This window comes from Anoxybacillus kestanbolensis, from assembly GCF_001996285.1.
In the GTDB taxonomy this organism is placed as follows: Bacteria; Bacillota; Bacilli; order Bacillales; family Anoxybacillaceae; genus Anoxybacillus; species Anoxybacillus kestanbolensis_A.
In genome coordinates, this window is record NZ_MQAD01000005.1 from 227496 (window position 1) to 247998 (window position 20503).

At 39.5% G+C, this 20503-nt stretch carries 21 protein-coding genes, 1 other RNA gene and 1 riboswitch; of the genes, 9 read left to right on the top strand and 13 right to left on the bottom strand.

Features of this window, described 5'->3' with window-relative positions; genetic code table 11:
• Positions 1-25: 25 nt before the first annotated feature.
• Both BO219_RS03575 and BO219_RS03580 read right to left on the bottom strand, forming a co-directional pair.
• Positions 26-532 carry an isoprenylcysteine carboxyl methyltransferase family protein gene (locus tag BO219_RS03575; RefSeq protein ID WP_226373753.1) on the bottom strand — a complete coding sequence of 169 codons (507 nt, stop codon included), beginning with the start codon at positions 530-532 and terminating at the stop codon, positions 26-28.
• Positions 529-1593: a type III polyketide synthase gene (locus tag BO219_RS03580; RefSeq protein ID WP_077428426.1), complete on the bottom strand. Its 1065-nt coding sequence runs from the start codon at positions 1591-1593 to the stop codon at positions 529-531. The genes BO219_RS03575 and BO219_RS03580 overlap by 4 nt, the downstream gene beginning before the upstream one ends.
• Positions 1594-1858: 265 nt before the next feature.
• Here BO219_RS03580 and BO219_RS03585 point away from each other — a divergent pair, with 265 nt between their 5' ends.
• The 4 genes from BO219_RS03585 (at position 1859) to BO219_RS03600 (ending at position 4871) form a co-directional block, all read left to right on the top strand.
• Positions 1859-2314, top strand: coding sequence for a chemotaxis protein CheX (locus tag BO219_RS03585; RefSeq protein WP_077428427.1), 456 nt, complete (start codon positions 1859-1861; stop codon positions 2312-2314).
• 266 nt (positions 2315-2580) lie between these two features.
• Entirely contained in the window at positions 2581-2730 is a 150-nt protein-coding gene (locus BO219_RS03590; RefSeq protein ID WP_003396066.1) for a cytochrome c oxidase subunit 2A, read from the top strand.
• Positions 2731-2751: 21 nt separating this feature from the next.
• Positions 2752-3225, top strand: coding sequence for a cytochrome c oxidase subunit II (locus BO219_RS03595; RefSeq protein ID WP_077428428.1), 474 nt, complete (start codon positions 2752-2754; stop codon positions 3223-3225).
• Positions 3222-4871 carry a b(o/a)3-type cytochrome-c oxidase subunit 1 gene (locus tag BO219_RS03600; RefSeq protein ID WP_077428429.1) on the top strand — a complete coding sequence of 550 codons (1650 nt, stop codon included), beginning with the start codon at positions 3222-3224 and terminating at the stop codon, positions 4869-4871. Before BO219_RS03595 ends, BO219_RS03600 begins: the two co-directional genes overlap by 4 nt.
• Positions 4872-4897: 26 nt before the next feature.
• Here the strand turns inward: BO219_RS03600 and BO219_RS03605 are convergent, their stop codons facing one another.
• From BO219_RS03605 to BO219_RS03635, 7 genes are all read right to left on the bottom strand, one after another.
• Positions 4898-6412, bottom strand: a complete 1515-nt coding sequence (locus BO219_RS03605) for a carboxypeptidase M32 (protein ID WP_006318625.1) — start codon at positions 6410-6412, stop codon at positions 4898-4900.
• A gap of 55 nt (positions 6413-6467) precedes the next feature.
• Positions 6468-8396, bottom strand: a complete 1929-nt coding sequence (locus tag BO219_RS03610; protein ID WP_077428430.1) for an ATP-dependent DNA helicase — start codon at positions 8394-8396, stop codon at positions 6468-6470.
• A 115-nt stretch (positions 8397-8511) separates the two neighbouring features.
• A complete protein-coding gene (locus BO219_RS03615) occupies positions 8512-9645 on the bottom strand; it encodes a THUMP domain-containing class I SAM-dependent RNA methyltransferase (RefSeq protein ID WP_077428431.1) in 1134 nt (377 codons plus the stop codon).
• Positions 9646-9651: 6 nt separating this feature from the next.
• Positions 9652-11385, bottom strand: coding sequence for a putative bifunctional diguanylate cyclase/phosphodiesterase (locus BO219_RS03620; RefSeq protein WP_077428432.1), 1734 nt, complete (start codon positions 11383-11385; stop codon positions 9652-9654).
• A 61-nt stretch (positions 11386-11446) separates the two neighbouring features.
• An RNA gene (rnpB, locus tag BO219_RS03625) (RNase P RNA component class B) lies at positions 11447-11839 on the bottom strand.
• Between the two features lie 67 nt (positions 11840-11906).
• Positions 11907-12203 carry a cell division regulator GpsB gene (gpsB, locus tag BO219_RS03630; protein ID WP_004890279.1) on the bottom strand — a complete coding sequence of 99 codons (297 nt, stop codon included), beginning with the start codon at positions 12201-12203 and terminating at the stop codon, positions 11907-11909.
• A gap of 124 nt (positions 12204-12327) precedes the next feature.
• A complete protein-coding gene (locus BO219_RS03635) occupies positions 12328-12561 on the bottom strand; it encodes a CotD family spore coat protein (RefSeq protein ID WP_009361305.1) in 234 nt (77 codons plus the stop codon).
• A 371-nt stretch (positions 12562-12932) separates the two neighbouring features.
• Here BO219_RS03635 and BO219_RS03640 point away from each other — a divergent pair, with 371 nt between their 5' ends.
• The 4 genes from BO219_RS03640 to BO219_RS03655 are packed head-to-tail and all read left to right on the top strand — an operon-like array spanning position 12933 to position 15313.
• Positions 12933-14300 (top strand): globin-coupled sensor protein, encoded by a 1368-nt coding sequence (locus BO219_RS03640; RefSeq protein WP_077428930.1) that lies wholly within the window; start codon positions 12933-12935, stop codon positions 14298-14300.
• Positions 14301-14323: 23 nt separating this feature from the next.
• Complete coding sequence (locus BO219_RS03645) at positions 14324-14653, top strand: hypothetical protein (RefSeq protein WP_077428433.1); 330 nt, start codon at positions 14324-14326, stop codon at positions 14651-14653.
• Positions 14631-15023 carry an ATP-binding protein gene (locus BO219_RS03650; protein ID WP_077428434.1) on the top strand — a complete coding sequence of 131 codons (393 nt, stop codon included), beginning with the start codon at positions 14631-14633 and terminating at the stop codon, positions 15021-15023. Before BO219_RS03645 ends, BO219_RS03650 begins: the two co-directional genes overlap by 23 nt.
• Complete coding sequence (locus tag BO219_RS03655; protein ID WP_077428435.1) at positions 15020-15313, top strand: STAS domain-containing protein; 294 nt, start codon at positions 15020-15022, stop codon at positions 15311-15313. Before BO219_RS03650 ends, BO219_RS03655 begins: the two co-directional genes overlap by 4 nt.
• Before the next feature lie 27 nt (positions 15314-15340).
• On the opposite strand, the gene BO219_RS03660 is transcribed toward BO219_RS03655, so the two are convergent.
• The 4 genes from BO219_RS03660 to thiM form a co-directional block, all read right to left on the bottom strand.
• Positions 15341-16477 carry a PP2C family protein-serine/threonine phosphatase gene (locus tag BO219_RS03660; RefSeq protein ID WP_077428436.1) on the bottom strand — a complete coding sequence of 379 codons (1137 nt, stop codon included), beginning with the start codon at positions 16475-16477 and terminating at the stop codon, positions 15341-15343.
• A 96-nt stretch (positions 16478-16573) separates the two neighbouring features.
• Positions 16574-17380, bottom strand: coding sequence for an enoyl-CoA hydratase (locus BO219_RS03665; protein ID WP_077428437.1), 807 nt, complete (start codon positions 17378-17380; stop codon positions 16574-16576).
• 42 nt (positions 17381-17422) lie between these two features.
• Positions 17423-18076: a thiamine phosphate synthase gene (gene thiE, locus BO219_RS14405; RefSeq protein WP_129000308.1), complete on the bottom strand. Its 654-nt coding sequence runs from the start codon at positions 18074-18076 to the stop codon at positions 17423-17425.
• Entirely contained in the window at positions 18077-18871 is a 795-nt protein-coding gene (gene thiM, locus BO219_RS14410) for a hydroxyethylthiazole kinase (RefSeq protein ID WP_143271267.1), read from the bottom strand. It abuts the gene before it with no gap.
• Positions 18872-18927: 56 nt separating this feature from the next.
• A riboswitch (TPP riboswitch) is annotated at positions 18928-19043 on the bottom strand.
• 163 nt (positions 19044-19206) lie between these two features.
• Between thiM and hcp the strand changes: the two genes are divergently transcribed.
• On the top strand, positions 19207-20496 hold the full coding sequence (hcp, locus tag BO219_RS03675; protein ID WP_077428438.1) for a hydroxylamine reductase: 1290 nt from the start codon (positions 19207-19209) through the stop codon (positions 20494-20496).
• Positions 20497-20503: the final 7 nt, after the last annotated feature.

Here is a 20503-nt window from a genome sequence, read left to right on the forward strand (position 1 = left end):
TAGTTCACAGAAAAATAAAATCCCCCTACTTATGAGGAGATTTTAATAAACGTAGCGCCTGTTCCTCTACACGAATACGGATAGATAAGAGGTACACGTTCCATACTGTAAATATGACAGCTGTCCAATATGCTTGAAACATCAGGGGGATAATAATAAATTCGAGGGTAACAACAAGATAATTAGGATGACGAAACCATCGATACGGTCCTTTTTGTATTCGTTCTGCATTTGGCAATACAATAATTTTCGTATTCCAATACCGTCCAAGCGAAGCAATGGTCCAAAAACGAAACAGCTGTAGAATGATAAAGATATTAAACAAAAATGGCCATAAAGCAGATGCGTGTTTTTTCCTTCCTTCGAGCAAAAGCGAAACAAAAAATAAACTATGCATACAAACAATATGTTTATAGTGATTTTGCCCGAACTCTTTCGCCTCTCTCTCCTTCATCCATCGTTCATTTCTTTTTGCCCAGTACAACTCAACAAATCGTTGAACAAGTAAAAAGAGAAATACTTTCCATTTCATAATTTCTCTCCCCATTTTAACAATAAAAGCTCACAGCTAAATCCCGGTCCCATCGCCATCATTAAACCGTGTTGTTGAGTGATAGGCTGTTGTAAAAAACGCTGTAAAACAGCAAGCACAGTTACAGACGACATATTTCCATGCTCTCGTAAAACATGAATCGCATGAGTTAACTTATTTTCATCTATATGTAACCCCTCTTGATAGGCATCGAGCACTTTTTTACCACCTGGATGTACGACAAAATGTTCAATTTGCGAAACACAAATCCCGTTTTTTCTTAAAAACAATTCCACGATTTCACCAATCGATTGACGAATAATAGTCGGAATATGCCTAGAGAACACCACATAAAATCCGTTATCTTTTATATCCCACCCCATAACATCCTCCATGTTACGCATAAATATCGATTGCATATCGATCACCTGTGGAGCTATGCTTTGTAACTGTACATCATCCCCTACAACACACGCACAACCTACTCCATCCGCAAATAGTGATGTGCCAATAAGATTGCTTTTTGACACATCGTCAAGTTGAAAAGTGAGACTGCAAAACTCTACCGCAAGGACAAGCACTTTCGCTTTTGGATATGCTCGACAGTAATCTACCGCTCGAGCAATGCCAGCTGCTCCCCCGGCACATCCGAGCCCCCATATAGGAATCCGTTTCGTATGTATCGAAAAAGGCAGCTCGTTCATTATTCTTGCCTCAACGCTCGGTGTAGCAATCCCCGTCGTTGAAATAAAAAAAATAGCTTCAATATCTTCGAACGGGATGTTTCCGCGATGTAAACAACGTTCAATTGCTTCTTTTCCATATTGAACGGCATGTTCAATATACAGTTCATTTTTCTCAGCGAACGAATGAGCTGTCATATACCAATGTAACGGTTGTACAAATGACCTTGATTGAATATGGTCATGTTCAAAAATCGATAATAGACGATCGATATGCTCATAACGATGTTGAAACATACGTTTGATTGCAATCATCACCTCGTTTTGTGAAACACGGTAAGGAAGTTCAGCTAATTCCACTGCAACGATGCTCGGCATACATCTCTATCCTTTCATTTTCATTAATGATAATATTTTTCTGATAAAGGAATTTTATACATATTAAGTAAAAAAGCCTCCCTCACCACAATAGGAGGAAAGCTTTCGACGTTTTGAAAGGAGGTATGTTGTTGTGCACTTCCATTATAACGCAATTTATTGTTTCGTCACTATGTTTTTTTATGTTTTCTTTGTCTACATTTGTCGAAAAATGATGTAATCGAAACGAAAAATTTGTTATGATGAAGAAAAAAGGGGTCTTGTTATGGCTTTAGGTGAGAAAATTACAACGATTTTAAACGGAACGATCGAATCGATTCGCTCTGTCATCCCGCTAGCAATGACAATCGAAAAACCTTCATTGTTTACACAACCTTTCACTCAAACGTCTATTAGTGTATTGATTGGGATGACCGGAGACTTACGGGGACGCCTTATGATTGAAGGGCATGAAACGATATTTGGAAGTATCGGAGAAACGATGTTCGGTATGCCTTTAGAAGGTGAAATGCTCGAGTCATTTACCGGTGAGCTCGGCAATATGATTGCAGGAAACTTAGCAACGATCGTATTTCAAAAAGGAATTACAATCGATATCACTCCTCCTACTGTTCTTGTTGGTCAAACAAAAATTTACGGTTTTGATAAAGCATTTCGCGTGCCGATTCACTTTGAAAATAAAGGAGAATTGCAGCTCATTTTAACAATTGATAACGAATAAGTGCGAAGAGAAGCTTGCGTTTGTAAGCTTCTTTTTTATTTTTTATCCATCTTTTTCTAAATATTTCACACTTTTTTCACAACCTCACAAAATTCGTGTGACAAAAGTCACAGCTACTCCTTATTTTTACGGTTATGATGATGGTAAAGTAACGAATGAACAATTTGTGAAATGTACGAAGAAAGCGTTTCATTTCGCAAATTGTTTTGTACTATGTAAGTGTATACATTTCTAATTAAGGTTTATTTAGGAAAGGAGGAATAAAAATGAAAACCCAATTAAACACAAACACCCCAAAAACAAAAGTGGAGAAAGAGCCTACATTGAAAGGAACGCTCGCTTCTGTTTTATTTTTAGGATTTTTCCTCATTTTCACGTGGGTAAGCGTATATTTCTTGTTTTTGAATCGTTTATAGAGAGAAAGGAGACGGGACGTTATGCACATGCATAAATATGAAAAAATTTGGCTGTTTTTCGGCATCGGTTCATTATTCGTATTTTTAGCTGTCTTAGGAGTTGGTGCATTCGCACAAGGAACACAGCCGCCAAGCTGTTTAACAACGATCGATCCGGAAAAAGTCGATCAAACACCACCATTTGATAAACCTGGTCTTGTTAAAACTGGAGACAATGAATATCAACTCAATATCGTTGCTTCTGCATTTGCGTACACGCCAAATCAAGTCGAAATTCCAAAAGGAGCAAAAGTAACGATCAACGTAGCAACGAAAGATGTCATTCACGGGTTTCAAATAGCTGGAACGAACGTAAATATGATGGTTGAGCCAGGCTATGTGAGCAGCTATACGCAAACGTTCGATAAAGTTGGCGAGTATGTTATTTTATGTAACGAATATTGCGGAGCTGGTCATCATTTAATGACGGCGAAAGTGAAGGTGGTTGAACAATGATGAACGGAACATGGAAAGTAGACGCTCGTGATGGCAAATTAGCCATGGCTCATATTTATGTCGCTTTCGTTGCTCTCGCACTAGGGGGACTCGCTGGTCTATTACAAGTGCTTGTACGATCAGGAAAATTTGAATTACCAGCAGGCATTAGCTATTATACGATTTTAACAACCCACGGTGTGTTACTCGGACTCGTTTTAACTACATTCTTTATCATTGGTTTTCAATTTGCAGCTATAAGCCGTACGGCTGGAACGCTTTCTGATCGCATTCGCTTTTGGGGTTGGGTCGGCTTTTGGCTCATGACAATTGGTACAGCAATTACTGCCTTTTACATTTTAATTGGCGAAGCTTCTGTTTTATATACATTCTATGCACCACTACAAGCACATGCAGGATTTTATATCGGTTTAACACTTGTCGTCGTTGGTAGCTGGATTAGTGGCTTTGCAACGTTTGTCCATTATGCGAAATGGAAAAAAGCCCACCCGAGTCAAGTGAGCCCACTACTTACATTTATGTCTGTTGTGAATATGATTTTATGGCTCATTTGCTCGCTCGGTGTAGCAGCAACTGTATTATTCCAATTCATTCCTTGGTCGTTAGGTTATGTCGATCGCATTAACGTACTTGTGAGCCGAACATTATTCTGGTATTTCGGTCACCCACTCGTATATTTCTGGTTATTGCCTGCATATATGATTTGGTATGCAATTATTCCGAAAATTATCGGTGGAAAAATGTTCTCTGATTCTCTTGCGCGCATGTCATTCATTTTATTCTTAATTTTCTCGATTCCTGTTGGTTTCCACCATCAACTTGTGGAGCCTGGAATTGATCCAGCTTGGAAATACTTACAAGTTGTTTTAACATTTATGGTTGTTATTCCATCATTAATGACAGCGTTCTCGATGTTTGCAACGTTTGAGATGTACGGTCGCTCCAAAGGAGCAACAGGATTGTTCGGATGGTTACGTAAACTCCCTTGGGGTGATGCTCGTTTCTTTGCACCTTTTATCGGTATGTTGTTCTTTATCCCTGCTGGTGCTGGTGGTCTTGTCAACGCATCACATCAATTAAACCAAGTTGTTCATAACACGATTTGGGTAACGGGCCACTTCCACTTAACATTAGCGACAACCGTTGTATTGACATTCTTTGGTGCAGCTTATTGGCTCATCCCACATTTAACAGGACGTGTGATGACAAAAGCGATGAACCGTTTAGCGATCATTCAAACGATCGTTTGGTCGATTGGTATGATTTTCATGTCTAGTGCAATGCACTTTGCAGGGTTGCTTGGCGCTCCTCGCCGTTCAGCATTTTCAACATACGGAGATGCACCACAAGCGCTAGAGTGGATTCCTTACCAAATCGCTCAAGCAGTTGGAGGAACAATCTTATTCATCGGTATTATTCTTGTGCTCATTATCGTTACAAACTTAGCATTTTTCGCTCCAAAAGGTGAGACAGAGTTTCCAGTTGCTGAAGTTGCTGAACAGGCTGAGCGTACACCACTCGTATTTGAAAACTGGAAATTATGGATCGGCATTGCTGTTGTACTCATTTTAATTGCATATACTGTTCCATTTATCGATATGATCCAAAATGCACCTCCTGGCTCAAAAGGATTTAAACTTTGGTAAAAAAAACCGGGCGTTTGCCCGGTTTTTTATAATCGATAAATATGTTTATATTTGTCTTCCAAATAGCGAATCAAGTAAGTTGGATTTAACCCCTCTCCAGTTACTTCGTACAAAATCTCAAGCGGCTTTTTCGTCTTTCCATATTGGTGAATATGGTTTGTAAGCCACTCTCGAATACGCCCGAATTCCCCGTTTTCAATCAACTGATCAACATTTGTCAACTCTTTCTCCATTGCATATTTAAACTGGGCGGCATACATATATCCGAGGGCGTATGACGGAAAATAACCAAAACTTCCCCCAGCCCAATGAACATCTTGAAGAATCCCTTCTGCATCACGTTTTGGACGAACACCTAAATACGCCTCATATTTTTCATTCCAAATATGTGGTAAATCTCTTACTTCAATTGCGTCATCAAACAACGCTTTTTCCATTTCATATCGAATGATAATATGTAATGGATACGTCAACTCATCCGCTTCAATGCGAATAAGAGACGGTTTGGACTCATTAATTGCGCGATAAAAATCATCCAATGAAACGTCAACAAAATGCGGAGCATATTGTTGTAGCAAGCTATAATATCGCTTCCAAAACGAATAATGACGAGCAATAAAATTTTCATAAAACAGCGACTGCGACTCATGAATGCCCATCGACGTACCATCGTAAAGTGGTGTACCTGCCCATTCTTTAGAGATGTTCTGTTCATAAAGAGCGTGGCCGCATTCATGAATTGTACCAAATACTGCTGTTCGAAAATCGTTTTCGTCATATTTTGTTGTAATTCGGACATCCCCTTCATTTAACGTTATCGCAAAAGGATGTACAGTTTCATCAAGTCGTCCTGCATCAAAATCGTAGCCTAATTCTTTTAAGAGGACTAAACTAAACGCTCGTTGCTTTTCTTTCGGAAATGACTGAAATAAAAAATTCGTTTCCGGCTTGTGTCGCGACTCATTAATTTGTTGAACGAGCGGAACAATATGATTGCGTAATTTTGAAAACACATCATCTAACAAGTCGACAGTCACACCAGGTTCGTATAAATCTAATAACGTATTATATGGGTGTCCATTTGTCCCCCAATATGTGACAAAGCGTTTCGTGAAATCAACAAGTTGCTTTAAGTATGGTTCAAAAAGCGAAAAGTCAGATTTCGCTTTCGCTTCTTCCCACACACTCTCTGCTTTCGATTGTAAAATGACATATTGTTTGTATTCATCAGCAGGAATTTTTTTGTTGCGTTCGTACTCTTTTTGGCATTCTGCTAACGTATAACGAGTGACCGGCGATACTTGTTCTTGTACAGACTTCGCTGAAAGTTCCGCAATATATGCGGCCATTTGCTCGGACGTTGACATATGAAACACATCTTGTGATAACATCCCGATCACTTCCGAACGTTGGTCAATCCCTTTCTTCGGCGCCCCTGTACGTAAGTCCCAATACATAAGCGAAATCGCTTCTTTATATGCCATCATTTTTTTGACATATTGCAAAAACTGTTTTTCCATTTCTTGAATATTTTTTTTCATCTTCTCCCCTCCATTCCATTGTATTTGTTATTCTACAATACTTACAATTATTCCTTTATTTTTGATGTACGTCTGTCGGCAGAACGCGCTTTATTGTTTCAATCACTTGCATAGGTTCATCGTCTGTCACAAAAATACATACAATTCCCCGATCATCTCGTTGGCGAATAAGTCGTCCTACCCCTTGTCGTAATCGTAAAATCATATACGGAACGTCCACTTCCCAAAATGGATTGTCTGTTTGTTTTCGTTTCGCTTGAAAAACAGGGTCATTTGGCGGATAAGGGAGCGCCCAAATGATGACGTTGCTTAGTGACGGACCAGGAATGTCTAATCCTTCCCATAAATGTTGGGCACATAAAATTGTTTCTTCTTCATTTTGAAAACGGGAAACAAGTTCGCTAATTTCTTGATCCCCTTCAAATAAAAAGGTGAATCCTTCTTCTTGCTGGGCACGAGCTTTAAATTCATTTAATTGTTCACGCGTTGGAAACAACACAAGTGCACGCCCGTTTGTTTCCCGAATTTTTTCGATAGCGTATGCATATTTCTTTTCAAATATGCGTTCGTTATTTTCAAATATCGGCATGTAAATTGTCATTTGTTCCTCATAATCAAATGGAGAATCAACATGAAATGATAAATACTCATCAATACCCAGACTCTTTGCCATATAATCAAATGATTTTTCATTCGATAATGTAGCAGATGAAAAAATAAATGGAATATGTTTAGAAAACACTTTTTCGCGCAACACTTCTTGTACTGTTCTCGGCATAATAACAAGCGTGTTGCCATCGAGCGACGATTCAAGCCATGTAATCGCATCTCGATTATGAATGAATAAATATAGTGAATGGTGAATTTGATCTAAGTATTCATCAACAACTTTCAATTGATAATGGTCGATCGTATACGTCTCACTCTCAAATACGAGCTCGTCTCCAATTTGTTCAACTTTTGTTCGTAACGTTTGTGCTAGTTGTAAAAGAGACGGAGTGAACGTTAATTCTTGACGATTGGATCCTGGTACCGCTTTAGCATGATTCATCAATTCATCAAAAAATCGTGTACTAAGTTCTAATGTATCTTCGATTAAATAAGCTAATTGTTCGCGAATATCATTTTCTAATAAACGAGAAAGCAACGTTTCTAACGTCGTCTCTTTCATACGGTATGTTAACGCTTTTTGAGCAGCAAATTCTAATAAATGTCCTTCATCAAAAATGACACAGCTCGCTTCAGGTAAAAGTGGTAACTGCCCTTCACGTTTCCGTGCTTCATACGTCCAAATATGTTCCATATAAAAATCGTGAGAACAAATAATTAAATCCGTCGCTTTGCGATAATAATCGCGCGATAACGTTTGCCCACAACGATGACGTTTTTCACACGCTAAACAGTCTTGAAACGGATCCCAAGCAATTTTTGACCATTGCTCATCGCTTAAGTGAGCGTAATCTTTTCGATCGCCATAATGGTAAAACGTTTGGAGCGGAGCATGGTCATGAACAAATGAAGGCAATTCGTCAAAAATTTGTTCATATAATTCCTCTTCTTCCGTCATCAATATATCGTCTAATTTGTTTAAACATAAATATTGATCGGGCGACTTCGCTAGGCGAACGTCGATGTTTATGTTTAAAACGCGTGAAATTTTAGCAATATCTCCTTCTTTTTTTACAAGCTGTTCAATTAATGTTTCATCTGCACATGCAATGATGGCAGGTTTTCCGATATATCGTGCATAGCAAATGGCGTAAAGTAAATATACAATCGTTTTTCCTGTTCCTACTCCGGCTTCAGCAAACATCACTTTTTTCTCTTTAAACGCTCGCTCAAGTTGAAATGCCATAAAAATTTGCTCATCACGTAATTCAAAACCTGCTTCTGGTAAAATATCGTAAAATACGTCCCCGATCCATTCATTTAATTTATCAAAAAAATTTTCATTTTTACTTAATGCAAACGGATATTTGCTCATACTTTTTTAGTCCCTCCATCAATTTAAACGAAGTACACAAACATTAATTATCGTTCAAAAAAGGAAAGAAGTCAATGAAGTTGAAAAGAAAAAGCTGCCAACAAGACAGCTTTTTCTAATAACGTGGTGGACGAGGTCCCCAAAATTGATAATATTGTGTTTCAATGAAACCGTTAAATAGTTTTCGACGTTTTGTCGCTTGCTTCCCGTACAATTGCTCAAAATGGCGGTGAGAGGTCAATATATAAATCGACCACGTATCGAGTGCAGCGAATGTTTTTCCCATTTCCCGATATAACTGTTCTACTTCTTCCTTTTCTCCTAATCGTTCACTATAAGGAGGATTGCCGACGATGACGCCATATTCCTCTTTCGTTCGAAAATCTTTCATTTGCATTTGTTTAAATGTAATTAAATCTGCTAATCCTGCTTCTTGTGCGTTTGTTTTCGCGATGTCGACCATGCGGTGATCAATATCAAATCCGACAATATGTAGCGGTTGATCATAGCGTGCTAAATCTTCCGCTTCTTCCCGCGCTTCATCCCATAAATGAGGCGGAATCCAACTCCATTGTTCAGATACAAAATCGCGGTTAAATCCTGGTGCGATATTTTGACCAATCAGTGCCGCTTCAATCGCAATCGTTCCCGACCCACAAAACGGATCAACGAATGGACGATCTGGTGTCCAATTCGTCAACCGAACAAGCGCTGCCGCTAATGTTTCTTTTAATGGTGCTTCTCCTTGTTTTACGCGATATCCTCTTTTATGCAACCCTGCCCCGCTCGTATCGATCGTTAATGTAGCAACATCTTTATGGAGAGCAACTTCAATACGAAACAACGCACCCGTTTCTTCAAACCAAGAAACACCGTAATGTTGCTTTAAATGTTCTACAATCGCCTTTTTTACAATCGCTTGGCAATCGGATACACTAAACAATGTTGATTTGACTGATTTTCCTACAACAGGGAATTGGGCATCAACCGGCAAAAACTGTGCCCATGGGAGCGCTTTTGTTTGTTCAAATAACTCATCGAACGTCGTTGCGCGAAATTCCCCTACTTTTACCTTTACACGGTCAGCTGTGCGAAGCCATAAATTTGTGCGACAAATCGCTCGCTCGTCCGCCACAAACATCACTTTTCCATTGTCCACTTGACAATCATACCCGAGCGCACGCACTTCATCTGCAACGATCGACTCAAGCCCCATTGCTGCAGTAGCAATTAATGTGATCTGTCCCATATTCATTCACCTTTCATTGATGTATTCGTCCCATTCTTGAACAAATTGTTGTACCTCGTCGATTGGCATCGGTTTAGCAATGTAATATCCTTGTGCCATATCACATTGTTGTTTATTTAAAAATTCATATTGTTGCTCTGTTTCGACCCCTTCGGCCACGACAGATAAATGCAAATGATGCGCCATCATAATAATTGTTGAGACGATCGTCGCATCATCGCTATATAAAGAGAGGCGACGAATGAACGATTGATCAATTTTTAAAATATCGATTGGGAAACGATGCAAATAACTTAATGAAGAAAAACCTGTCCCAAAGTCATCAATAGCTAGTTTAAAACCACACTGTTTTAACTGTACAAGTTTTTGAACAGATTCCTCTGCATTTGGCATAATCGTACTTTCCGTCAGTTCTAATTTAAAAAAGCGCGGATGTACATCATGTTTTTTGACGATCGTCGATAATTGCTGAACGAAATCATCTTGTTGAAAATGAACAGCAGAAATGTTTATTCCGATTTTTACGTGGGGAGCGAATTGATGAATCGCCTTCATATGTACACATGCTTGTTCGAATAGCCACTTCGTCATCGGAACAATCAGTCCTGTTTCTTCTGCCAATGGAATAAATTGCGCAGGAGAAACGAACCCGATATTCGGTTGTTTCCAACGCATTAACGCCTCTAATGCTTCAATTTTTTTCGTTTTCATATTGACAATCGGTTGATAGCAAACAAATAATTCATTTCGTTCAATCGCTTTTCGCAAATAATTTTCTAACGTCACTACTTCGCTTTGATAGTCTAATTTAGCCGTATATAGTTCAAAACGATTTCTTCCGCTTTCTTTCGCTTTTTGCATAGCGCGATCGGCACGACGTAATAACGTTTCCCCATCATCTCCGTCGTTCGGATACATGCTTATCCCAATGCTTGCCGAGATGTATATATCTTTGTTATGTAATAGAAAAGGAGCTTGTAATGATTCAATCATTTGTTCTGCTATGCTAACAGCTTCTTGAACGTCTTTTAGTTTAGGTAAAATAACAACAAATTCATCTCCACCAATGCGAGCTAACGTATCTTTCGTGCGCAGTCGCTTTTTTAGACGATTGGCCACTTTTTTTAACAATATGTCTCCACTATAATGACCGAGTTCGTCATTAATATATTTAAATCGATCTAAGTCAAGAAATAAAATCGCTAGCTGTTGATTGTAATGGCGTGCCATATCAAGCAAATGTTGTAGACGTTTCGTAAATAATTGTCGATTTGGAACGTTGGTCAACAAATCGTAGTTCGATAATCGAGCAAGTTGCTCCATCGTTCGCTTATGTTGTGTGACATCTGAAAAAATGGCTACATAATGCGTTGGTCTTCCTGCGGCATCATAAATAGCTTTAATTGTTAGCCACTCGACGAACAACTCACCATTTTTTCGTTTATTCCAAATTTCCCCCTTCCAAACGCCATGATCACGTATCGTTTCCCACATGTTTTCATAAAATTTGCGATCGTGTAGTCCAGAACGAAGAATATTCGGTTTTTTACCGAGCACTTCTTCTTGCGTATAACCCGTCACCGTTTCAAAAGCTGGGTTAGCTAACAAAATATGCCCTTCACTATCCGTCACAATCATTCCTTCGTCCGCTTCTTGAATAATCGTATGGGCAATAGATAAAAATGTATGTGTTTCAAACAAAGATGACAATTTTTTGTTCACCACAAACTCTCCCCTCATATTCCCCCAAAAAACAAAAACTCTCCTGATGTTGTGCAGGAGAGTGGTGCCATGAACCATGTTCTGTAAGCCATGTTCTGTTCCGTCGTACTGCAAACGGCTTGCGCCTCGTACTTCGGTGGTAATCATCTATCTACAGGCTGTACGCCTGTCCTTCTCTCCGTTCATTTCCTTTGAGAAGGTGCCCCTACCATCATTTGGGTTTCTCGCTCGTGGGGTTTACCGCGTTCCACTCTTGCCGTTTCCAGCAAGACTACGTCACTGTGGCACTTTAAAGGTAGTCGAGCCATATCCGTTGAAGGACGTAGGCTCTTTCCCTGCCGTCAGCCCAGCGCATCGCCAGACTGCCCTAGCTTATGAATTCGCTAGGCACGAACACTACGGGCATCTCAGCACCGTGCGAGCATGGACTTTCCTCTACGATGCATACACATCGCAGCGATTACCCGAACATGATTCATGTAAGCATATGCTAGTATATCCGAAACGATAAGCCAAATCAATAGAAAAGGTTGGAATATTTATTCGTAAAGTTTGTTTCCGAAAACATGTTTTTCTAAATTGGAAAGACGTTGTAAAATATCGAAGTTCGTCGTTCCTGTTTGAGATGGCTGACGTTTTTGTGCCTCCTGCAATTGGCTTTTCAATTTTGCATTTTCTTGTTGCAATTGTTCAATCATTTGATGAAATGTTTCATAGTCTTTAATGACTAAATCAAGAAAGCGATCAACTTCATCTTGATTGTATCCGCGCATACTTATTTTAAACTCTTTTTCAAGAATGTCTTTTGCTGTTAAGTTGATGCGGTCCGACAGCACGTTTGCTCACCTCAATTATCCATGTCTACACCTATTCTTTCAAAAAAAGCAGTCGTTGTCAATTTTTCATTTTCACAAACTTCGTCTTTTTTTCGACAAAAAACCGAAGGCGAATTGCCTTCGGTTAAAATGGACGTGGAAACGGACCAGGTCCTGGACAAACAACATGTTGATGGGATACATCGTTTACAACAGATTGCGTATGCGGAAAATAATGTTGATGTTGAAATACATGATGGTTCACATACGTCGTATGTGACGGATGAATGTGCGGCACAATCGTTGTTTGCATTTGATGTTGTGTACAACATTTTGTTGGGTGAACGATTGGCGGCATCATATTTGGACGACAATGCATATTTCATACCCCTTTCGTATTAAAGTTTGTTACACTTCTAGCGTATGTGCAAAGGGGTATACATGTACTAATGGAAATACCTATTTTACATGAACGTATAAATGTTATGTTTCATATTCGCAAAAATGATAACTGTAGCTCCTACTAGCACAAAAAATAAATATAAAATTTTTTTACTCATCGCTTCTCTCTCCGCTATTCTTATTGTTCACAAATAAACATTTTACTTCGTTCTTCTTTGTTCGACAAGTAGGGAAAACTTTGTCATTTTTTGCGCTTCCCTCGGAAATAACATAAAAATTTTCCTTCTTCTTTTTGCCGTACATGATATAACATTTTAGGGGATTTTTATGAAAACTGGAGGGGAAACGATGTCAAAATGTCCATTTCACACTCTTTTTAATGAACGTGGAGCCATTCAGCTGTTCCGCAAAAAACATCAAAAAGAAAATGAAGATATGAATGTTCGTCCTTCTACATCTTCACACGTTGCAACGTATTATCGACAACTCCTTTCAAGCGATCGTAAACAGCAAGTTTCTTTCGTTGGATTAACAGAGGAAGATGTACAACGACTTGCTTCGATTCGCCCGCTTTTTACAAAACATGTCGAACGAATCGTCAATGCGTTTTACGATCAAGTTGGGCAAATGCCTCATTTAAGACGCATTATTGATAATCATTCAACGATTGATCGCTTAAAACAAACGTTGCGCGCGTATTTAATGGATATGGTATCGGGTGAAATTGGTGAGCAATATATTATTCGTCGCAAAGTGATCGGCAATGTTCATAACCGAATCGGTTTGTTTCCAGAATGGTACTTAGGTGCTTACACAATCATTCAAAACGAAGTGCTTCGTATATTGATGGAAGAATTACCTCCAATAGAAGCGACAAACATATATTGTTCGTTTGCTAAGCTTTGTTCTTTCGATATGCAAATCGCAATCGAAACGTATATTGAGTCGTATACATCGTCCATGATGAAGTTAAACGAAATTGCAGAGTTGCAGCATCGTTTAACAGAATCATCGACAACGCTTGCTTCAAGCGCAGAAGAAACGACTGCTTCTATTTTTGAAGTACAAAAAAATGTGCAAGGAATGTTGGACGAAGTAGCAAGCATTCAACGCCAATCCGTTCAAATGAGCGAACGCGTCGAAAAAGGAAAAGAAGATGTAAAACAAACGTTAACGAAATTAGATAGTGTCGCTACATTAATTGAAGGAACAAAGTCGCTTACAAACGAACTGACAGATAGCTCGCGAAAAATCGGAGAAATCGTCAATGCGATTCGCAGCATTTCCAATCAAACGAACATTTTATCGTTAAATGCCAACATTGAAGCGGCGCGTGCGGGTGAACACGGAAAAGGATTTGCGGTCGTTGCGAATGAGGTGCGAAAGCTTGCAACGCAGACGGAACAATCGCTTGACTACATTCAAAATCACATTGATATTGTGCAACAAACGATTCGTAAATTTGAGCAGGCGTTTCAACAAATTGTCGAGGAAACGCGAGCATTCCGACAAGCAAACGAAAGCATTATTCACATCTTTGACCAATCTGTTACTGATGTAAAGTCAACAAGTAAAAAAATTGACCAATTTACTTCAGTCATCGAACAGTTTCACCAAATGTTTGATGAAATTTCATCTGCTGCCTCACAAATTGCTGAAATGGCCGAACAGTTAAACGATTTAAATCAGGAGTTAACGGAAAAGTTTAATTCGTAATTGTTAAACGGAGGAAGATGACGATGAAACACCCACGGCTGAAATACGAGCAACGAACGTTTGCTCATATCGATGAAATGGCAGAAACGTTGCTTCATGAAGCAAATGAGCAACTCATTCGCATCGATATGGGACTTCTCCCAAACGATGTACCGTCACGCAACTATGCGAAGTTTCGTCTCATGCATTTGCAACGTTCGTTCGGAGAGAGCATCCCGCTCCCGTTTCGTTCAACATACAACTCTTTATGGAGTCAATTGTATCGTCTCGAGCATCAAGGTGATTATAAACATCCTTATATACAACAACTTTTGATTCAGTTAAAAAACAATGATTCAAGCTCAGCTAAATGAAACAAATTATAGCACAATGATTTCGGCGATGCTCGAGCAAATACATGATCGTATTCAACTAGATGAAATAAAAAAATACACGATTCAATTAATATTATGGGAGCTTGTCTCAAACGTCATTCGACACTCTACAAAAAAATATGCTACTGTGCACATCAGCTGGTCAGATGAAGCAATCGTCATTGAAGTCATAGATGGAGGCGACGGCTTTCAATGGGAGGAAAAACTCAACGCCCCTCCTCCCGACTTAGCTAGTCAAGGAGGGCGAGGACTTTTTCTCGTTCAACAGCTTGCTTCACAATTTTCATTTGACGAAAAAGGAAAACATGCCATTGTTGTTGTCGCGCGAAATAAAGGGGGAGAAATATGATCGACATTGTTACATATGATGATAAAATCGTTGTCTCTTTTCAGCAAGATATTAATTTTGAAACGTCACGTGTCATGGAAGAAACCATTCAATCGCAACCGTGGGACACATCTCATTTACAAATCGATTTATCAGCTGTTCGGTTCATTGATAGCTCAGGCGTTCGATTACTTATTAGCTGGTTGTATCCTTTAAAAGATCGCATGCGTATTGAAATGACAGGCGTTTCAGCACCTATTAAACATATATTATCGATTTGTCAATTGGATCAATTTGTAGACATTAAATAAAGGGGCCGAAATAGAGCCCCTTTTTTGCTATTTTACATGAATAGAGACGAATGTAATATCGTCATTTCCTTTATCATATTGCGTTTTTTCATTTATGTTCTTTACCATCTCATCAAACGTATGAGACATTTGCATCACGTCGGCAAGTTGTTTTTCGCATTCTTCACCTAATACTTCGATTAATCCATCTGTGTAAAGAATGAGATATACATCGTCTTGAAAAGAAATCATTCCTTTTTTGTAAGGGGCGTTTGCTACAATACCGATTGGAATGCCTCCTTCTTTTAGAAGCATTATTTTTCGATTCGTCATCAAGATCGCTGGGGGATGACCTGCGTTTACATACTCGATGACTTTCTTTTTTACATCAATTGTTCCGTAAAAAGCGGTAAAGTAATATTTCGTTTCCTTTCCGAATAATTGGAAAGCATGTCGATTTAATTCTTGCACAACAAGAAGCGGATCTGTCACTTTTGTCATTAACCCATGTAATAACGAACGAATCGACATCGCAACAAGCGCCGATGCGACGCCATGCCCCATGACATCAATAACAATAAAAGCGTACATATGCGGACGAACTTGTTGCCAAAAATATAAGTCGCCAGATAGTTGCGTTGAAGGAATATACGTTCCAATCAAATGGATATGTTCATTATTCAGCGGTTCAGAAAGTAAACCTTCTTGAACGAGCCGAGCTAAGTGCAAATCTTCATTCATCTTTTTTTGCATCGTCCACATATGCCGATAACTTTCCATATATGCTTCATTTGTTCGTTTTAGTTGGTCCATCGTTTCTTTTTGGCGATAAGCCAATTGAACACGTGCAACGAGTTCGACCATTGTAAACGGCTTGCGAATGTAATCAAACGCCCCCGCCGCAAACGCTTCCTCTAATTTCTGTTCATCATCGTAACCGGTGACCATTAATACGGGAATATGTTGTAATTGCTCGTGTTGCTTGAATCGTCGGCACCACTCAATCCCATCCATTCCTGGCATACAAATGTCCATTAAAATGACATCGACTTGTTGAGATAAAATATAGGCATATGCCTTATCCGCATCTTCAAATAAATGAATAGAAATGCCTTCGATATGTTCAAGCATCGCTTCCATCATTTCTAATGTCGGCATATAGTCATCAATAATTACTACTTTCATCTTCGGCCGCCCTTTTCGTTATATTGTTGTATATTTCATTTATACACGTTGCAAACCCGAAAAAGATAGCTTAAAGATGAAAGTTTTGCAAATTTTTTATTTTCCGCTAAAATGCGGACGTCGCTTCTCTAAAAAGGCGCGAATCCCTTCTTCGTGGTCTTTTGTTTTGCGCATTTCCGCTTGATACGCTGTCTCCATTTGCAACGTGTTCAACAACTGTTGTTCGCTTAAACGAGCATATAACTGCTTCGTCGCAATCATCGCACGAATCGGTTTTGCTAGCCATTCATTCACTTTGTGCTGAATCGCTTGTTCATCACCGATTTCATCAACGAGTCCCACTTCATATGCCTCTTGTGCACTCATTATTTTTCCTTCCCATATGATTTGTTTTGATTTGACATCTCCAATTTTTCGATTTAAAAAGAAATGTCCCCCACCATCTGGAACTAAACCAATGCCAATGAAATTCATTGCAACGCGCGCTTGTTTATTTGCGATTACATGATCGCAAGCAAGGGCTAAACTAAATCCTAATCCTGCAGCAGCACCATGTATGTAGCTAATCGTTAGTTTCGGCAATTGATGCAATGTCATCGCTATTTGTTTAATCGTTTCCATCACTTCAATGAATGAATGTTCATTCGTTGATTGCAACATCGTCTTAATGTCGCCCCCTGCGCTAAATCCTTTGCCGCGACCACGAATGATGACGATATCCGCTTCACTTGCTTCAACTTCTTTTAACGCTTGTAACAACTCTGTTAACATTTGTTCATGTAAAGCATTTAGCGCATTCGGACGATTCAATTCAATGGTTGCGACGCGATTTTCGTATGATAGTACGATATGTTCCATCTTCTCCATCCCCTCTTTCGTTTGTTCGCTATTTTCTTTCGACATATATGAATAAAATCCTGCACAGAACAAAACAAAAAGACGACATCATCTGTCGCCTTTTTGTTTTGCACGCATGACAATCTCATATAGTCGTTTTGTTTGTTCGTAAATATGTTCAGCACGGCAAATGGCCGAAATGACAGCAATTCCGTCTGCACCCGCTTCGATCACTTGTTTGGCTGTTTGTTCTGTAATTCCACCGATCGCAACGAGTGGAACACGTTTTTCATGGGCACGAATATGTTCAATCATCGTCAGTCCACATGCTTGCTTTGCATCTTCTTTTGAAACAGTTGGGAAAATCGGGCCTAATCCAACATAATCGGCGCAAGCAGCAAGCGCTTTTTTTACTTCATTTAAGTTGTGAACAGATACGCCTAAATATTTATCTCCTATGCGATCGCGAACGCGTTCAGCTACTTCGTCTTCTTGACCGACATGAACGCCATCTGCCTGTAAAGCGAGGGCCAAATCGACATCGTCATTCACGATAAAAGGAATATTATACATTCGGCATCGTTCAAGTAATTTCTCGGCTAAGCGGTATTTTTCAATCCCCGTAAGCGCCCCCTTTCCTTTTTCGCGAAACTGAAACATTGTAATACCGCCTTTAATTGCTTCATCAAGCACAGCGAGCGGATCTTTCGTACAATCGATACTCCCCATAACGAAATACAACGATAGCTTCTGCTTCATCATTTATTCCCCTTGAATACGCGCGTATTGATCAACTTCTTCTGCACTCGTTTCATGTAAAGCATTTAAAAAAGAAAGTTGAAAAGAACCAGGTGCTTTTGCTTGTTTGGCTGCTTTTTCAGCCGCCACACCGTAATAAGCGAGGGCAGCAACTGATGACATCATCATATCGTCTCCTATACCCGCAAATGCACCTAATACCGAACTTAACAAACAACCTGTCCCTGTTACTTTCGTTAACATCGCATCACCATTTGAGACGATTACAATACGTTCTCCATCGGTTACTACATCATCTTTCCCTGTGACAACAACTACAGAACGAAACATGAGTGCTGCTTTTTTCGCTACATCCACGAGGTCACCTTGAACGTCTCCTGCATCGACTCCTTTTGTACGTACTTGTTCACCCGCAATGCTCGCAATTTCCGATGCGTTCCCACGTAAAATCGAAATGTTTACTTCACGTAATATACGTCTGGCTGTTTCGGTGCGGTACGCTGTCGCACCAGCTCCAACAGGATCGAAAATGACAGGAATGTTTGCCTCATTTGCTGCTTTTCCGGCAATTAACATCGCCTCTACGTCTGTTTCGTTTAGCGTGCCAATGTTTAACACTAAAGCACGAGCTAACCGAACCATATCCGCTACTTCTTCTTTTGCATACGCCATAACAGAAGATGCGCCTACAGCAAGCAAACCATTCGCAACAAAATTGGTCACCACAACATTTGTCATATTATGTACGAGTGGTGACTCCTTCCTAACACGCGTTAACCATTGTCCTACATTCATCATTCATTCCCCCTAAAAAAAATAAAAACTAGTCGGACAGAGTCGACTAGTTTGCGTACTGAAAACATAGCCTACTTCCCTCCGCTGGTACAAACCAGATCAGGTTCAAAGGGTTGGAAAACTGATTGCGCGTTTTCCTCTCAGCCATCGCCATCCGGCACCCCTAGTAGTTTGATTGATTCAATTTTCTTTCATTTTAATACATTTTTTCTCTTGATTCAATATGGATTATTGTCAAATTCCGTTCACATTTTTGTATGAAAGTGTGATATGTATCACTTACGACGTACATATTTTCTCCTATTGTTAAAGTGTCAATAAGAAAAGGAGGGGTCATAATGTTTTGTCATCAATGTGAACAAACACCAACAGGGGGATGTACTGTTGTTGGAGTTTGCGGGAAAGATGAAACAATTGCAAGTTTGCAAGATACGATCGTATTTGCATTAAAAGGAATTGCAGCATATCGCACGCATGCCCATCAACTTGGGTATACCGATCCGTTCGTTGATACAACGACACATGAAGCGTTATATATGACGTTAACAAACTCTAACTTTAACGTACAAGAACATATAGACATGGCGATGAAAGTCGGAAGAGCAGCCATTCGCGTAATGGAACTACTCGATCGAGCACATACAGAACGACTTGGCATTCCTCAACCTGTTCGTGTAACGCAAAATAGAATTGAAGGAAAATGTATTCTCGTTACAGGACATAACTTATTTGCCCTTGAACAACTATTAAAACAAACAGAAGGAAAAGGAATTAACATTTACACACATTCCGAAATGCTTCCAGCACATGGTTACCCACAATTAAAAAAATATAAACATCTGAAAGGAAATGTCGGAAAAGCATGGTACGATCAACGTCGCCTATTTGAAAAATTCCCTGGTGCTATTTTAGCGACAACAAACTGTGTCATGCCGATAAAAGGTTCATATGCTGATCGCATGTTTTCATATGATGTAGCCGGATTAGAACATGTGCAAAAAATCGAAAACGATGATTTCACGCCGTTAATTGAGAAAGCGCTACAACTTCCAGAAGCAAACATTGAATCGGATGAAACGTTAGTGACTGGTTTCCATCACGAAACTGTAATTCAAATTGCACCAGAAATTATTCAAGCTGTAAAAGAAGGAAAAATTGAACGCTTTTTCGTTATCGCAGGTTGCGACGCTCCTGGAAAAGGCGGTGAATATTATCGCACGTTAGCTACATCGTTACCGAAAAACACTGTCATTTTAACGACATCCTGTGGGAAATTCCGCTTTAACGATGTCGACTACGGGGTTGTTCCTGGCACGAACATTCCACGATATATTGATTTAGGGCAATGCAACAACTCGATTTCGACTGTCAAAATTGCAATGGCGCTTGCGGAAGCATTCGGCTGTGAGGTCAATGAGTTACCGGTCAGCATCGTTCTTTCATGGTTTGAACAAAAAGCAGTTGCAATCTTACTCGGATTGTTTAGTTTAGGCATTCAAGACATTCGAATTGGACCGAAAGCACCGCACTTTATTTCTGAAAGTGTGTTACGCGTCCTACAAGACATGTTCGGTCTCAAACTTATCGGCGATGTAGAAGAAGATATGCAAGCGATGCTCGCACATTAAAAGGGCT

Excerpts from the sequence above, each read along its gene's own strand:
- BO219_RS03575 (WP_226373753.1), bottom strand. The coding sequence starts at position 532 with ATGAAATGGAAAGTATTTCTCTTTTTACTTGTTCAACGATTTGTTGAG.
- BO219_RS03580 (WP_077428426.1), bottom strand. The coding sequence starts at position 1,593 with ATGCCGAGCATCGTTGCAGTGGAATTAGCTGAACTTCCTTACCGTGTT.
- BO219_RS03585 (WP_077428427.1), top strand. The coding sequence starts at position 1,859 with ATGGCTTTAGGTGAGAAAATTACAACGATTTTAAACGGAACGATCGAA.
- BO219_RS03590 (WP_003396066.1), top strand. The coding sequence starts at position 2,581 with ATGAAAACCCAATTAAACACAAACACCCCAAAAACAAAAGTGGAGAAA.
- BO219_RS03595 (WP_077428428.1), top strand. The coding sequence starts at position 2,752 with ATGCACATGCATAAATATGAAAAAATTTGGCTGTTTTTCGGCATCGGT.
- BO219_RS03600 (WP_077428429.1), top strand. The coding sequence starts at position 3,222 with ATGATGAACGGAACATGGAAAGTAGACGCTCGTGATGGCAAATTAGCC.
- BO219_RS03605 (WP_006318625.1), bottom strand. The coding sequence starts at position 6,412 with ATGAAAAAAAATATTCAAGAAATGGAAAAACAGTTTTTGCAATATGTC.
- BO219_RS03610 (WP_077428430.1), bottom strand. The coding sequence starts at position 8,396 with ATGAGCAAATATCCGTTTGCATTAAGTAAAAATGAAAATTTTTTTGAT.
- BO219_RS03615 (WP_077428431.1), bottom strand. The coding sequence starts at position 9,645 with ATGGGACAGATCACATTAATTGCTACTGCAGCAATGGGGCTTGAGTCG.
- BO219_RS03620 (WP_077428432.1), bottom strand. The coding sequence starts at position 11,385 with ATGAGGGGAGAGTTTGTGGTGAACAAAAAATTGTCATCTTTGTTTGAA.
- BO219_RS03635 (WP_009361305.1), bottom strand. The coding sequence starts at position 12,561 with ATGCATTGTCGTCCAAATATGATGCCGCCAATCGTTCACCCAACAAAA.
- BO219_RS03640 (WP_077428930.1), top strand. The coding sequence starts at position 12,933 with ATGTCAAAATGTCCATTTCACACTCTTTTTAATGAACGTGGAGCCATT.
- BO219_RS03645 (WP_077428433.1), top strand. The coding sequence starts at position 14,324 with ATGAAACACCCACGGCTGAAATACGAGCAACGAACGTTTGCTCATATC.
- BO219_RS03650 (WP_077428434.1), top strand. The coding sequence starts at position 14,631 with ATGATTCAAGCTCAGCTAAATGAAACAAATTATAGCACAATGATTTCG.
- BO219_RS03655 (WP_077428435.1), top strand. The coding sequence starts at position 15,020 with ATGATCGACATTGTTACATATGATGATAAAATCGTTGTCTCTTTTCAG.
- BO219_RS03660 (WP_077428436.1), bottom strand. The coding sequence starts at position 16,477 with ATGAAAGTAGTAATTATTGATGACTATATGCCGACATTAGAAATGATG.
- BO219_RS03665 (WP_077428437.1), bottom strand. The coding sequence starts at position 17,380 with ATGTCGAAAGAAAATAGCGAACAAACGAAAGAGGGGATGGAGAAGATG.
- thiE (WP_129000308.1), bottom strand. The coding sequence starts at position 18,076 with ATGATGAAGCAGAAGCTATCGTTGTATTTCGTTATGGGGAGTATCGAT.
- thiM (WP_143271267.1), bottom strand. The coding sequence starts at position 18,871 with ATGATGAATGTAGGACAATGGTTAACGCGTGTTAGGAAGGAGTCACCA.
- hcp (WP_077428438.1), top strand. The coding sequence starts at position 19,207 with ATGTTTTGTCATCAATGTGAACAAACACCAACAGGGGGATGTACTGTT.